This is a genomic window from Nitratireductor aquimarinus, from assembly GCF_017255295.1.
Classification (GTDB): Bacteria; Pseudomonadota; Alphaproteobacteria; order Rhizobiales; family Rhizobiaceae; genus Nitratireductor; species Nitratireductor aquimarinus.
In genome coordinates this window covers 131,657-144,316 of the sequence record NZ_JAFKDE010000009.1, presented here as the reverse complement: position 1 = coordinate 144,316, position 12,660 = coordinate 131,657, and the positions used below count along the sequence as shown (strand labels likewise).

At 63.6% G+C, this 12,660-nt stretch carries 15 protein-coding genes and 1 pseudogene; 6 read left to right on the top strand and 10 right to left on the bottom strand.

Annotation, left to right across the window (positions count from 1 at the left end):
• Positions 1–83: 83 nt before the first annotated feature.
• Together hisD and JYP46_RS16585 are read left to right on the top strand one after the other, a co-directional pair.
• Positions 84–1,415: a histidinol dehydrogenase gene (gene hisD, locus JYP46_RS16590; RefSeq protein WP_113156135.1), complete on the top strand. Its 1,332-nt coding sequence runs from the start codon at positions 84–86 to the stop codon at positions 1,413–1,415.
• A gap of 90 nt (positions 1,416–1,505) precedes the next feature.
• On the top strand, positions 1,506–2,045 hold the full coding sequence (locus JYP46_RS16585; protein ID WP_206548736.1) for a P-loop NTPase family protein: 540 nt from the start codon (positions 1,506–1,508) through the stop codon (positions 2,043–2,045).
• A 7-nt stretch (positions 2,046–2,052) separates the two neighbouring features.
• Here JYP46_RS16585 and JYP46_RS16580 read toward each other — a convergent pair whose 3' ends face one another.
• From JYP46_RS16580 to JYP46_RS16570, 4 genes and pseudogenes are all read right to left on the bottom strand, one after another.
• Positions 2,053–2,424 (bottom strand): hypothetical protein, encoded by a 372-nt coding sequence (locus tag JYP46_RS16580; protein WP_206548735.1) that lies wholly within the window; start codon positions 2,422–2,424, stop codon positions 2,053–2,055.
• A gap of 83 nt (positions 2,425–2,507) precedes the next feature.
• Positions 2,508–2,840 (bottom strand): SDR family oxidoreductase, encoded by a 333-nt coding sequence (locus JYP46_RS22235; RefSeq protein WP_268968712.1) that lies wholly within the window; start codon positions 2,838–2,840, stop codon positions 2,508–2,510.
• A 55-nt stretch (positions 2,841–2,895) separates the two neighbouring features.
• Positions 2,896–3,282, bottom strand: a pseudogene (locus JYP46_RS22230) (SDR family oxidoreductase); the annotation flags it as partial.
• Positions 3,283–3,336: 54 nt separating this feature from the next.
• Entirely contained in the window at positions 3,337–3,828 is a 492-nt protein-coding gene (locus JYP46_RS16570; protein ID WP_206548734.1) for a DUF1269 domain-containing protein, read from the bottom strand.
• A 130-nt stretch (positions 3,829–3,958) separates the two neighbouring features.
• Between JYP46_RS16570 and JYP46_RS16565 the strand changes: the two genes are divergently transcribed.
• Entirely contained in the window at positions 3,959–4,855 is an 897-nt protein-coding gene (locus JYP46_RS16565; protein WP_206548733.1) for a LysR family transcriptional regulator, read from the top strand.
• Here JYP46_RS16565 and JYP46_RS16560 read toward each other — a convergent pair.
• From JYP46_RS16560 to JYP46_RS16550, 3 genes are read right to left on the bottom strand one after another with little or no spacing between them, the layout of a single operon-like run.
• The gene (locus JYP46_RS16560; protein ID WP_206544427.1) at positions 4,852–5,247 is read right to left on the bottom strand and encodes a Fur family transcriptional regulator; all 396 of its coding nucleotides are present in this window, start codon (positions 5,245–5,247) and stop codon (positions 4,852–4,854) included. The two genes, JYP46_RS16565 and JYP46_RS16560, sit on opposite strands and share 4 nt — an antisense overlap.
• A complete protein-coding gene (gene znuB, locus JYP46_RS16555) occupies positions 5,244–6,065 on the bottom strand; it encodes a zinc ABC transporter permease subunit ZnuB (protein ID WP_206544428.1) in 822 nt (273 codons plus the stop codon). Before znuB ends, JYP46_RS16560 begins: the two co-directional genes overlap by 4 nt.
• Positions 6,055–6,930 carry an ATP-binding cassette domain-containing protein gene (locus JYP46_RS16550; protein WP_206544429.1) on the bottom strand — a complete coding sequence of 292 codons (876 nt, stop codon included), beginning with the start codon at positions 6,928–6,930 and terminating at the stop codon, positions 6,055–6,057. The genes znuB and JYP46_RS16550 overlap by 11 nt, the downstream gene beginning before the upstream one ends.
• 140 nt (positions 6,931–7,070) lie before the next feature.
• Here JYP46_RS16550 and znuA point away from each other — a divergent pair, with 140 nt between their 5' ends.
• Complete coding sequence (gene znuA, locus JYP46_RS16545; RefSeq protein WP_206548732.1) at positions 7,071–8,057, top strand: zinc ABC transporter substrate-binding protein ZnuA; 987 nt, start codon at positions 7,071–7,073, stop codon at positions 8,055–8,057.
• 228 nt (positions 8,058–8,285) lie between these two features.
• The gene (aztD, locus tag JYP46_RS16540) at positions 8,286–9,509 is read left to right on the top strand and encodes a zinc metallochaperone AztD (RefSeq protein ID WP_206548731.1); all 1,224 of its coding nucleotides are present in this window, start codon (positions 8,286–8,288) and stop codon (positions 9,507–9,509) included.
• 93 nt (positions 9,510–9,602) lie between these two features.
• Here the strand turns inward: aztD and JYP46_RS16535 are convergent, their stop codons facing one another.
• Positions 9,603–9,800, bottom strand: coding sequence for a CsbD family protein (locus tag JYP46_RS16535; RefSeq protein ID WP_206544432.1), 198 nt, complete (start codon positions 9,798–9,800; stop codon positions 9,603–9,605).
• 164 nt (positions 9,801–9,964) lie between these two features.
• On the opposite strand from JYP46_RS16535, the gene JYP46_RS16530 reads away from it, so the two are divergent.
• Positions 9,965–11,335 carry a cytochrome P450 gene (locus JYP46_RS16530; RefSeq protein ID WP_206548730.1) on the top strand — a complete coding sequence of 457 codons (1,371 nt, stop codon included), beginning with the start codon at positions 9,965–9,967 and terminating at the stop codon, positions 11,333–11,335.
• Between the two features lie 20 nt (positions 11,336–11,355).
• Here the strand turns inward: JYP46_RS16530 and JYP46_RS16525 are convergent, their stop codons facing one another.
• Entirely contained in the window at positions 11,356–11,721 is a 366-nt protein-coding gene (locus tag JYP46_RS16525) for a YraN family protein (RefSeq protein WP_113153913.1), read from the bottom strand.
• On the bottom strand, positions 11,711–12,619 hold the full coding sequence (rsmI, locus tag JYP46_RS16520) for a 16S rRNA (cytidine(1402)-2'-O)-methyltransferase (RefSeq protein ID WP_206548729.1): 909 nt from the start codon (positions 12,617–12,619) through the stop codon (positions 11,711–11,713). The genes JYP46_RS16525 and rsmI overlap by 11 nt, the downstream gene beginning before the upstream one ends.
• Positions 12,620–12,660 lie beyond the last annotated feature (41 nt).

Sequence of the window (12,660 nt, the reverse complement as noted above, 5' to 3'; positions counted from 1 at the left end):
TTTGATTGGTCCTGACCCTATGCCTCGCCCGAAAATGATTTATACGTGGCGCCGAAACGCATCCTTTGAACTGGTGGGTGAAAATGTCGAACCGCGTTGCCTGGCACGAACTGTCGAAACTGTCTGCTGAAGAGCGCAAGACGCTCCTCACACGAACGGAAGACGACCTCACCCATTTTCTGGAGAATGTCGCGCCCATCATCGAGGCGGTGCGCAAGGAAGGCGATGTGGCGCTGGCCCGCTTCGCGCGCATGTTCGACAAGGCGCAGGTCGAGCCGGACGCGATCGCTGCGACGGAAGAGGATTTCGACGCCGCGTTCAAGACGCTCGATCCGGAGATGATCGAGACGCTGGAATTCTGCGCCGACAACATTCGCCGTTTCCACGAGGCGCAGCGCCCGCAGGAAATGTGGATGAAAGAAATCCGCCCCGGCGTTCTGGTGGGCGAGCGCGCCACGCCCATTGACAGCGTTGCGCTCTATTCGCCGCGCGGCAAGGGCACCTTCCCCTCCATGACGCTCATGACGGCGATCCCGGCCGTGGTGGCCGGCGTGCCGATGCCCATCGTGCTCACCCCGCCCGGACCGGACGGCAAGGTGGATGCGGCGACGCTGGTTGCCGCGCGCATTGCCGGCGTGAAGCATGTCTACAAGGCCGGTGGCGGTCAGGCCGTTGCTGCTGCCGCATTCGGCACGGACACGGTGCCGCGCTGCGCCAAGTTCGAAGGCCCCGGCAGCCCGTGGATCGCCGCTGCCAAGCGGCTGCTTCAGGGGCAGATCGCCTCGCGGCTTCCCGCCGGCCCGACCGAGAGCATCGTGCTTGCCGATGAGAGCGCCGATCCCGAGATCGCGGCGCTCGACCTGCTGGTCGAGGCCGAACACGGCAGCGACAGCTCCAACTTCTTCGTCACCTGGTCGCGCGAGGTTGCGGAAAAGGTGCGCGATGCGCTGCCGAAATACTGGGCGGAGATGAGCGCCGAGCGCGTGCGCTACTCCTCCGATGTTCTGGGCGGCACAAGCGGTGGCATCGTTCTGGCGGACACGCCGGAAGAGGCGTTCGCCTTCGTCAACGATTACGCGCCGGAGCACCTTCAGATCCTGTCCAAGACGCCGTTCGAATATCTGTCGCACGTGCGCAATGCGTCGGAAATCCTGCTGGGCGAATATGCGGCGGGGTCCATGGCCAATTACGCGATGGGGCCGAACGCGGTCCTGCCGACGTCGGGCATGGCGCGGGCGCATTCGCCGCTCGGCGTGCACGACTTCATGAAGACCTCGTCGATCGGTCACGTGACCGCACAGGGCTATGCCGAGTTTGCGCCTCATACGCTGCGCTTTGCCCGTTATGAGGGCTTCGATGCGCATGGCAACGCCGTTACGCGGCTGCGCAACAACCACGTCGAAAAAGGCGAGTAGGCAAGTGCGGGAACAATGACGGGCGCGCCGGGCTCCGGTGCGTCCTTCGCTCATCGCGCTTCCTTGCCTCGCGGCCAATGGGTGTCCCACATGCTGCCCCTGTCTTCGCTTGGAGAGCGCATAGCGATCCTCGGTCCGTCCAATGCGGGCAAGTCGACGCTGGCCGTCGCCCTTTCTGAAAAACTTGGCGTGCCGCCGGTTCATCTCGATCAGTTGCAGCACCTGCCAAACACCGACTGGCAGCCGCGACCGGAGGCCGAGTTCGCGGCACTGCACGATGCGGCCATTCTTGAAGATGGCTGGGTGATGGAAGGCAATTACTCGCGCCTGATGCCGCAGCGTCTGGCGCGGGCAACCGGCGTCATTCTGGTCACGTCCAGCCCGTGGCTGCGCATTGCGCGCTATTTCAGACGGACGCTCGCCAACCGGTCTGATCGCGCGGGACATCTGGAAGGCGCGCAGGACAGCGTGAAGTGGGCGATGATCCACTGGATCCTCGTGAAGACCCGCAACAGCGACGCCAAATATGCCGAGGTCGTGCGCGGCTCCGGTCTGCCCGCCGTCGAGTGCCACACGGCGGGTGCGCTCAATACGCTTTACAAGGACTGGGATCTACCGGCACCGCGCTAGGCATGCTTCACGCAGCGAACCGTTTTGCGCCCAGCAGGAAGATGACGCCCATCGCCAGATCCACCGCGCTCATGGCGACACCGGCAAACGCGACTTCACCAAGAGACCAGGCGGCTGTCATGAGGCCGAAGAACACGATCTTGCTGACACCGAAGATCACGATCACCGGTGTGTGAAGTGTCGTCGCGCGGGCCTGCCAAAGGCCGACAAGGGCAAACAGCAGAATGTTCGTCGCGATGAAGCCTGAATACAGGAAGGGCACATCCGTGGGCAGCGCCGCCATGCCGCCGAACCGTGCGGGGAACATGAATGTGGCGAAGCCCATGAGATTGTAGAAAAACGTGAAGAACAGCGTGTTGCGCAGAAAGCGTTCAGACATTGCGTGGGTCCGGTTCCGGGGCGAAGGATAAGCGCCGGTGAAAGACGCGGGGGCAGGTTTTTTGTCTTTCACCGGCGGCAGGATCAGGAGGCCATCAGGGTGAGAAAGTTGGGCTGGCCGTTCGATGCGGTCAGGCCGCCATCGACCGGCAGAATGACGCCGGTGATGAAGCTTGCCTGATCGCTGGCGAGAAAGGCCACCGCGTTTGCGACCTCGAAGGGCTCGACGATCCGGCCCATGGGGATGCGATCGGCAAAGGCCTCCAGCGCGCCGCGCTTGCCTTTCAGGCCGTTGACCAGGCGCGTGTTCGCCGTAGCAGGGGCCACTGCGTTGACGCGCACGCCTTCCGGCCCGAGTTCCAGCGCCATGCCCTGCGTCATCAGCGTCACGGCACCCTTCGAGGCGTATGTAGCCATACATGCCCCAGTCGGCGCGCATGCCCGAAACGGACGACATGTTGACGATGTTGCCTCCCGACCGGCGCAGGGCGGGAAGGGCGGCAAGAGAGACGTGACGCAGGCCGCTGACATTGATGGCCAGCATGGCTTCGAAATCGTCGTCGCTCAGCGTGTCCACCGTGCCCGGATTGGCCACGCCGGCATTGTTGACGAGAACGTCGATGCGCCCGAAGCGCGTCACGGTTTCGGCTATCAGGCGTTCTGCTTCCGCCTTCACGGAGATATCCGCAGCGACGGCCATGGCCCGTTCCGGGCCGAGTTTTGCGACCATCTCATCAAGGTTGGACTGTTCGCGGCCGTTGACGACGACCGAGAATCCGTCTTCGGCAAGACGTATCGCGATGGCGCGGCCAAGGCCAGTTCCGCCACCGGTGACGATGGCGACTTTGTTGTCGGACATGATCCTGTCCTTTCAGTAGGGGGTTGGGGGGGGCAATAGGGTTTGAGGGTCTGGTCAGGCGGCTTCGATAAGCTTCCTGAGTTCATCTTCATCGCGGCGGGAGAGCGAGGTCGTGTGGATTCTGCCCTTGCCCCGATAGGCGCTCAGACCGTCCATCACCTTGTCGATTGTCACATCGCGGACGAGCACGAACACCATGGCCTCGTCCTTCTCCAGGCTTGCAGCGACATCGCGCATGAAGCGGTCATCGATGCCGATATCCGTCAGCTTGCCGGCCAGTGCGCCGGTGCCCGCGCCGATCACGAGGCCGGCCAGGGGGGCGAGGAAAAGGAAGCCGATGAGCGTGCCCCACCAGCCGCCGCTCAGGGCGCCGGCCCCGGTCAGGCTGACGGGCTGGTGCAGTTTGGGCTTGCCCTTCTCGTCCTTGGTCACGACGACAATGTCGTCCAGGGCGAGCAGATAATCGGACTGCATGGCAGCCAGATCCGAACGCAGGGCGAAGGCCGTTGCATCATCCTTGAAACTGATCGCGACAAGCTTGGACATTATGATCTCCTTGGTCAGACAATTTCTTCGGCAGCCTCATCGCTGCCCGTGACCTGAAGATCGGTGTTGTCATGCCAGAAAGCCAATTATCGGATTTTTGAATAGGCATAAAATATGTTATGTCTCGAACATGTCGATCACGCATCTGAGAAGCTTCGTCGAAGTCTACCGTCAGGGTTCGGTCAGTCGGGCCGCGCATGAGCTTGGGCTCACCCAGCCAGCCGTCACCGGGCATATCGCCAGTCTTGAAGCGCAGCTTGAGCGCAAGCTTTTCACGCGCCACGCCCGTGGCGTGACGCCGACGGTCATTGCCGACGAACTTGCCAGCCGCGTCACCGGCGCCATCGATGTGGCGGAGAATGTTCTGGCGGAGGTGCGGGCGCGCTCCATGCGCGTTTCCGGCACGATCCATCTGTGCGGCCCGTCGGACATTCTGTCCGATCTCATTACCGACCGGATCAAGACCCTGATGCACAGCAATCTGGCGGTGCAGCTTCACCCCGCCGTTGATGACGAGCCACCCCGCATGCTGGTCGAGGGGCGGTCAGACTTCGCCTTTGCGGTCAAGGTGCCGGACGATCCACGGATCGAGGCTGCGCTCTATGGCCGTGAGGAACTGCTGCTGGTGGCTGCGCCTGAGGTCGTGGAGCGGATCGGGCGTGAAACGGCGCTATCGGAAGCGCTGCAGGAGGTTCCGTTCCTCTCCTATGATCTGCAGCGCTATATGATCCGCATGTGGATCGAGCACAATCAGATGTCCATCGGCAATGCGGAAGAGGCGGTTACGACGCCCGATCTGAGAGCGCTCAGGAACTTCGTGGTTGAAGGGTGCGGATGGAGTGTTCTGCCGCGCTATCTGGTGGCCGTGCATCTGCGCTCCGGTGCGCTGGACGTGATCGCAGGGCCACGCGGCAATCCTGAAATCGCCTATTACCTGCTGTGGCTCAAAAGCGCGATGCGCAATCCCAGAACGGCAAGGGCCAAGGCGCTGCTTTTGCAGCCGCCGGGCGATGGTGAGGTTCTCTAGGCCTTCGCCACGCATGATCCGCAATTGCCGCGGATCTCTATCGTGGTCTTGGCCGGCTTGAAGCGGTGGCTTCTGGCCCAGCCGTCGAGCCGGTCCTTCACGATCTCGTCGGAAAACTCTTCCACCTTGCCGCAGGCCTCGCAGATGGCAAAGGCGATCAGTTCCTGCTCATGGCAGTTGGGGTGTGCGCAGGCGACGAAAGCGTTCAGGCTTTCCAGCCGGTGCACAAGGCCCATCTCGGTCAGCTTGTCGAGCGCACGATAGACCTGCAGTGGCGCGCGCAGGCCATCGCCGCGCAGCCGGTCGAGGATCGTGTAGGCGCTGAGAGGAGCCTCTGCGCCGGAGAGCGTTTTCATCACCAGCGCCTGGTTGCGTGTCAGGTCGGCACTCATGGCTTGGTCTCCGTTGCGCGATCGTCGGTTCCTGCCCGTGGCGACGGCATGAGGCTGACGAGAAACAGCGCCAGCGCAGCCACCACGATGGAAGGTCCGGACGGTGTATCGAATTGCAGCGACGCCGTCAGCCCACCGATGACCGAAAGTGCACCGGCAATGGCGGCCAGAACGGCCATCATCTCCGGTCCTCCGGCAAAGCGGCGGGCGGTGGCGGCGGGAATGATGAGCAGCGCGGTGATGAGCAGAATGCCCACCAGCTTCATGGCGATGGCGATGACCGCCGCCATGAGCAGCATGAAGATCAGCCGCGAGCGCTCGGGTTTCAGCCCCTCGGCCTGCGCGATGTCGGTGTTGACGGTGGCCGCCAGAAGCGGCCGCCAGAGCCAGATAAGCAGCCCGAGAACAACCGCGCCGCCGCCATAGATGACGGCGATGTCGAGTTTCGAGACGGCGAGAATGTCGCCGAACAGAAAGCCCATCAGATCCACGCGCACCCACGTCATGAAGGCCACCATGACGAGGCCGAGCGCCAGTGTCGAGTGCGAGAGAATGCCGAGCAGGGCGTCGGTGGAAAGCGCGCGACGCCGCTCCATGATGATGAGCGCCACCGAGGCGAGCGCGGCCACCAGAAACACGCCGACCATCAGGTTGATTTCCATGACCAGCGACAGCGCGACGCCCAGAAGTGCGGAGTGCGCCATGGTATCGCCGAAATAGGCCATGCGCCGCCACACGACGAAACAGCCAAGCGGGCCGGTTACCAGGGCGAGCCCGACACCGGCCACCAGCGCGCGGGTGAAGAAATCATCGAGCATTGTTTGCTCCCTTCGCCGGCGTGTCGCTGGCGCACGCATGGTCGTGATGGTGGTGACCATCCTCGGGATGGCAGTGCTCGGTGATGGTGCCATCGGCATGGCGCACACGCCCGTCGGCCAGATGCGTGTGGTCGTGGTGATGGCGGTAGAGCGCCAGCGCTTCCGCCGCACGCGTGCCGAAAAGTTTGCGGTATTCGGGGCTGTCCATGACGCTTTGCGGCGCGCCGCGGCAGCACACATGGCCGTTCAGGCAGATCACCGTATCCGTGTCGGCCATGACGATGTGCAGGTCGTGCGAGATCATCAGGATGCCGCAGCCGGTGCGGTCGCGGATCTCGCGAATGAGTTCGTAAAGCGCGGCCTCGCCGGTAAAGTCGACGCCCTGAACGGGCTCGTCGAGCACCAGCAGGTCCGGCTTGCGCAGCATGGCGCGGGCCAGAAGCGCGCGCTGAAACTCGCCGCCGGAAAGGGCGGCCACCTGGCGTCCCGCCAGATGCGCCACGCCCGCTGCCGCGAGCGCTGCCTTGATCTCGGCGCTGCCGGCTGGCGCGGTCAGCGTCATCAGGCGCTCGACGGTCAGCGGCAGCGTCCAGTCGATGGCCACTTTCTGCGGTACATAGCCGACCCTGAGACCCGGCGCGCGATGCACATGCCCTTCGTTCGGCTGGATGACGCCGATGGCCGTCTTCGCGGTGGTGCTCTTGCCCGAGCCATTGGGGCCGATCAGCGTGACGATTTCGCCGCGCCGCACCGAAAGGTCGACGCCGCGCACCAGCCAGCGCCCGCTGCGGCTCACGCCGGCATTGTGCATCTCCACCAGCATTTCACCGGCGGTTTCGGGGGAGGGGCTTTGTTTTTTCAGCATGTGATTTTTCCGACTTGTCAGCGGATATGGCACACGTTATAGCGTAACGCAAGGATATGTAATGTCATAACATTCACCGAGGCGGTGAAGGTTGGGCTTGCATGCCATGTCCGTCCGTTCAATGCCTACAGGAGCCTTCCATGAAGTCGTTTCGCCTTTCGCTCGCCGCAGCCGCATCCTCCCTTGCGCTGTTGACGCCGGGCGCATTGACCGGAGCTTTCGCCGCCGACATGGAGGTCGTCACGTCCATCAAGCCCGTGCACTCTCTCGTGGCCGGGGTGATGGAGGGCGTAGGCGAGCCGGCGCTCATCCTGCAGGGCGCCGGTTCGCCGCATACCTATTCGATGCGCCCGTCGCAGGCGCGCATGCTGGCCAATGCGGATCTGGTGTTCTGGGTCGGGCCGGGCCTTGAAGTCTTCCTTGAAAAGCCGCTGGAAACGCTGGCCGGCGAGGCGACGCAGGTGGCGCTTTCCGACAGCGAGGGCCTGACCCTGCTCGAGATGCGCGAGGGCGGCGCGTTCGAAGCGCATTCGCATGACGACGATCATGATGACCATGACGACCATGGCCACGAAGCGGAAGAAGACGGGCATGATCACGCCCATGATCATGGTCCCGACGCGCATCTCTGGCTTGACCCGGACAATGCGAAGATCATGGTGAGCGCCATTGCCGAGGCGCTCAGTGCGGCCGATGCGGAGAACGCGTCTGCCTATGCGGCCAACGCCGCCGCACTCAACGAGCGCATCGCGGCGCTCCAGACCGAGCTTTCCGCCGAGCTGGAGCCCGTCAAAGACCGTCCCTTCATCGTGTTCCACGATGCCTATCAGTATTTCGAAAAACAGTTCGGCCTTGCGGCAGCCGGTTCCATCACCGTCAGCCCCGAGATCATCCCCGGTGCGCAGCGTGTCGATGAAATCCGCACCAAGGTGCGTGAGCTTGATGCGGCCTGCGTCTTCGCCGAGCCCCAGTTCGAGCCGCGTCTCGTGGAGGTGGTCACCGAAGGCACTGACGCGAAATCCGGTGTGCTCGATCCGCTGGGCGCCGAGATCGAAGATGGCAAGGATCTCTATTTCGAGCTGATGCGCGGCATGGCGGCCTCGCTGAAGACCTGTCTCACGAAATAGGTTCAGGGGCATGGAGGCGATTGCTTCCAGGCCCGCTCATCCGGCCGGGTTCCGAGCCCATTACCAGCTCGGCCGGATGACGGCCCCTCGCCAAAACCCTTTCAGTAGCCGCTCGCCTCTGGGGTGGCCCGAGTTTCCAGACTTGCCTGCGCCCGGTTCTCTACCGGGGAGAAAGCCGGCATTTGCTTGTCCAATTCTAGTAACGTTATAACAAATAGGAGAGAAACGATGCGTCCTTCCATAGTCCTTCTGCGTGCAGGGCTTTTGAGCGCAGGTGCGGCGCTCGCCGCGCTGCATCCGGCCCACGCCGATGAGCACGAGGCCTGGCGGCTGTTCGTCGCCGACCATTCCGCGCCGGAGCTTCGTGTGCTCGATGCGGAAAAGGGCGAGACGATTGAAACCTTCTCGCTCAAGTCTCCTGCGCGCGTCTACGCCACGGAGAGCAATGAGACCGTCTTTGCCGTCCAGCGTGACGCCAACACGGTGACGGCGTTCTCCAGCGGCATCCATTTCGACGATCACGGCGATCATGCCGACATGGAAGTCAGCGCTCCCAAGGCGCTCGACGGTTCCGTCGATGGCGACCGGCCGGTGCATTTCGTCTCCCATTATGGCGAGATCGCCCTTTTCTTCGATGGCGAGGGCGTGGCCCGCGTGGTTTCGGAGAAGCAGGTGCAGGACGGCAAGCCCGAATTCCGCGAGCTGAAGACCTCCGCACCGCACCATGGCGTCGTCATTCCCTATGGCGCGCACGCCATCGCGACCGTTCCCAACAGCAAGGACCCGAGCGAGCTGCCCGAGGGTGTGCAGGTGGTGGACGCCAAGGGAGAAGCCGTGGGGGATGCCGCTGCCTGCCCGGGCCTGCATGGTGAAGCCACCTCCGGCAATATCACGGCCATTGCCTGCGATACGGGCCTGCTCCTGGTTTCGGGAAGCCGCAGTGCCGCGCCCGTGATCCAGCATCTCGCCTACACGAAGTCGCTGCCCGAGGATCTGAAGGTCTCGACGCTCGCCGGCGGCAAGGCGCTGCAGTACTTCCTCGGCAATTTCGGCAAGTCGAACCTCGTCCTGATCGACCCGGAAGACGAAGATGCCTTCCGCCTGATCGAACTGCCGGTGCGCGCCGTGCACTTCGTTGTAGACCCGGTGCGTCCGAAGTTCGCCTATGTCTTCACCGAGGATGGCAAGCTGAACCGCATCAATGTGCTTTCGGGCAAGATCGACAAGTCGGTTGAGCTGACGGCAGCCTATTCGATGGATGGCCACTGGTCCGATCCGCGTCCGCGCATCGCCGTCACCGGCGACGAGGTCATGGTCACCGATCCGCTCAAGAGCGTTATCCGTGCGGTCGACGCTGAGACCTTCGAGAAGGCGCGCGACATTGCCGTTGAGGGCATGCCCTACAACATCGTGGCCGTCGGTGGTTCGGGCGAGCAGCACGAAAACCACTGATCCAGGATTGTGTTAGAATGAAAAAAGCCCCGGCATTGCCGGGGCTTTTTGCTTTGGGGCAGGGATGTCTCAAAGCGCGGTTAGTGGGCGCGGTCAGTGGCGCGAAAGCCAGTCGTCGATCTCGCGCTCGGCCTCTTCCTGCGCTTTGCCGTAGCGCTCCTGCAGCTTTCCGGCGAGTTCCCGTCGGTTGCCGCGCACCACGTCGAGATCGTCATTGGTGAGCTTGCCCCAGTTCTGCTGGACCTTGCCCTTGAACTGTTCCCAATTGCCTTCGATCTGATTCCAATTCATGACTTATCCTTCCGCATCTCTGCGGAGTGCACTCCGGTTTGTCTTCATCGGCCTAGGTGTTTCAACAATGCGCGAGCGGTGATGAAGTTCCCGCCTTTTCATCGCCGCGCCCAAATTGAAGCGCAGCGTCGCAGGACCTAAATCAAGCGGGAAAGGAAGCGATCATGGAAAGCCAGCCCGCCCCCTTTGTGCCGCCGGCGCCCAGCCCGCGCACCAAGCCGCCCTCCACGCTCGAGATGATGCGGATCGTCTATCGCAATCCGCTCGAACTGTGGGGCGAACCTTCCTACAACGAGCCGTGGATCAACATCGAGAACACGATTGGCGGGCCGCTGGTCATCGCCAATGATCCGGGGCTGATCCGGCATGTGCTCGTCGACAATGCGAAGAACTACAAGATGGCGCGGGTGCGCCAAAAAATCCTTCGCCCGATTCTGCGCGATGGTCTTCTTACGGCGGAAGGGGCCGTGTGGCGGCGTTCGCGCAAGGCCATGGCCCCGGTCTTCACGCCGCGCCACATTGCCGGTTTCGCAAAGCCGATGCTGGAGCGCAGCCGCGCCTTCGTCGAACGCTATGAAGATGCGGCAGGGCCGGTGGATGTGTCGCGCGACATGACGCTCCTGACCTTCGACATTCTGGCCGAGACGCTTTTCTCCGGCGAAATTGCGGGCGAGCCGGGCAGTTTCGCCGAACAGGTGGATCGCCTGTTTGAAACCATGGGCCGCGTCGATCCGCTGGATCTTCTGGGCGCGCCGGACTGGCTGCCCCGCATCACGCGCCTTCTGGGGCGCAACTCGCTCACCTTCTTCCGCAACATCGTGGCCGAGACCATGGCTCTACGGAAAGAGAAGATGGCGCGCGGCAGCGATGTGCCGGAAGACTTCCTCACGCTTCTCCTGCGCGCCGAAGGGCCGGAAGGGCTGACGCGCGAGGAGATCGAGGACAACATCATCACCTTCATCGGCGCCGGTCACGAGACCACGGCGCGGGCGCTGGGCTGGACGATCTACTGTCTCGCCGAAGCCCCCTGGGAGCGCGAGAAGGTGGAAGCCGAGATTGATGCGGTGCTCGCCCGCGAGCCCGATCCGGTCAACTGGCTCGACGCCATGCCGCTGACGCGCGCCGCCTTCGAGGAGGCGTTGCGGCTTTATCCGCCTGCACCTTCGATCAACCGCGAGGCAATCGCGGAGGATCGCTACCAAGACCTGACCATCGTGAAGGGGGCGCAGGTGCTTGTCATGCCATGGACGGTGCATCGCCACCGGGCGCTGTGGGACAATCCCGAGGCCTTCATCCCGTCGCGCTTCCATCCGGGCAACCGGGAGACGCTCGACCGCTATCAGTATCTGCCCTTCGGCGCGGGGCCGCGCGTGTGCATCGGGGCCACTTTCGCCATGCAGGAGGCCGTCATAGCGCTCGCCATCCTGCTTTCCCGCTTCCGCTTCGACACGCTGCCGGAAACGAAGCCATGGCCGGTTCAGAAACTGACCACCCAGCCACAGGGCGGCCTGCCCATGCGCGTGAGCCGGCGCTGAGGAGGCGCTAGGGGTGAAAACTATCCCCCCTGAAACACATTCTCCACATGGACCGGCCAGCGGCGGGGGAGGATGGCGACGAGATCGAAGCGTAGCGAAAGGCGGGCGTGGTCGGGCTGGCGGCCAAGCCACAGATCGGCGGCGTGTTCGATGCGGATCTGTGCCTGATAGCCGACCGCGTCCATTGCCTGCTCCAGCGTCGGCCGCGCCTTGACCTCGACAATCGCAACCACATCGCCGCGCCGGGCGATCAGGTCTATCTCGCCGAGTTTCGTGCGGTAGCGCCGGGCCAGAATGCGGTAGCCCTTGAGACGCAGGGCCATTGCTGCGAACCATTCGCCGCGATGGCCGAGCCTGTAGGCCTTGCGCCGCGCCTCAGCCGGCATCGCTTTCGGCCTTCAGCGCCAGAAGCCTCTGATAAAGTTCGGATTTGCGGCCGCCCGTCATGCGCGCCGCCTCGCCGGCGGCCTTGGAGGCCGACATTTCGGTGGAGAGCGACAGAAGCAGCCGGTCGACATCCTCGGCGCTCACGCTTTCCTCTTCCTGCGGCGGCTCGATGCAGACAACGACCTCGCCCTTGGGTGCGCCGGTTTCGGCATAATGTTCGGCCAGTTCGGCCAGTGTGCCGCGGCGGAATTCCTCAAAAGTCTTGGTGAGTTCCCGCGCGACGCAGGCGGAGCGGTCCGTTCCCAGTGTTGCCGCCATGCTGGCAAGGCTGTCGCCCAGCCGGCGCGGGGATTCGAAGAAGATCAGCGTGGCCGGCGTCTGGCGGAAGGTTTCGAGCCGCGCGCGGCGCTGGCCTTCCTTGACCGGCAGAAAGCCGCCGAAGAGAAAGGCATCCGTTGGCAGGCCGGAGGCTGAAAGCGCCGTCAGCACCGCCGAGGGGCCGGGAATGGGAACGACGCGCAGCCCCTTTTCAACGGCCTGATCGACAAGCCTGTAACCGGGGTCGGAGACAAGCGGCGTGCCGGCGTCGGAGATCAGCGCGACGCTCTTGCCATCCCCGATGGCGGCCAGCAGGCGGGGCCCTGCCTCGCGCGCATTGTGCTCGTGATAGGCGGTGAGGCTGTGGCTGATGCCATAGCGCGCCATCAGCACGCGCGAGACGCGGGTGTCTTCACAGGCAACGATGTCCGCGCCCGCCAGAATGTGGAGCGCGCGCAGCGTGATGTCGCCCAGATTGCCGATGGGCGTCGCCACCAGATAGAGCGCGGGCTCCAGCGGGTCGGCGCCGATACGGGCGTTGCCGACGACGAAACTTTTCTCCACGCGCGGGTTATCCATAGCTCATTGGTCCTTATTCGCTCATCTCTTTGACATGCCGA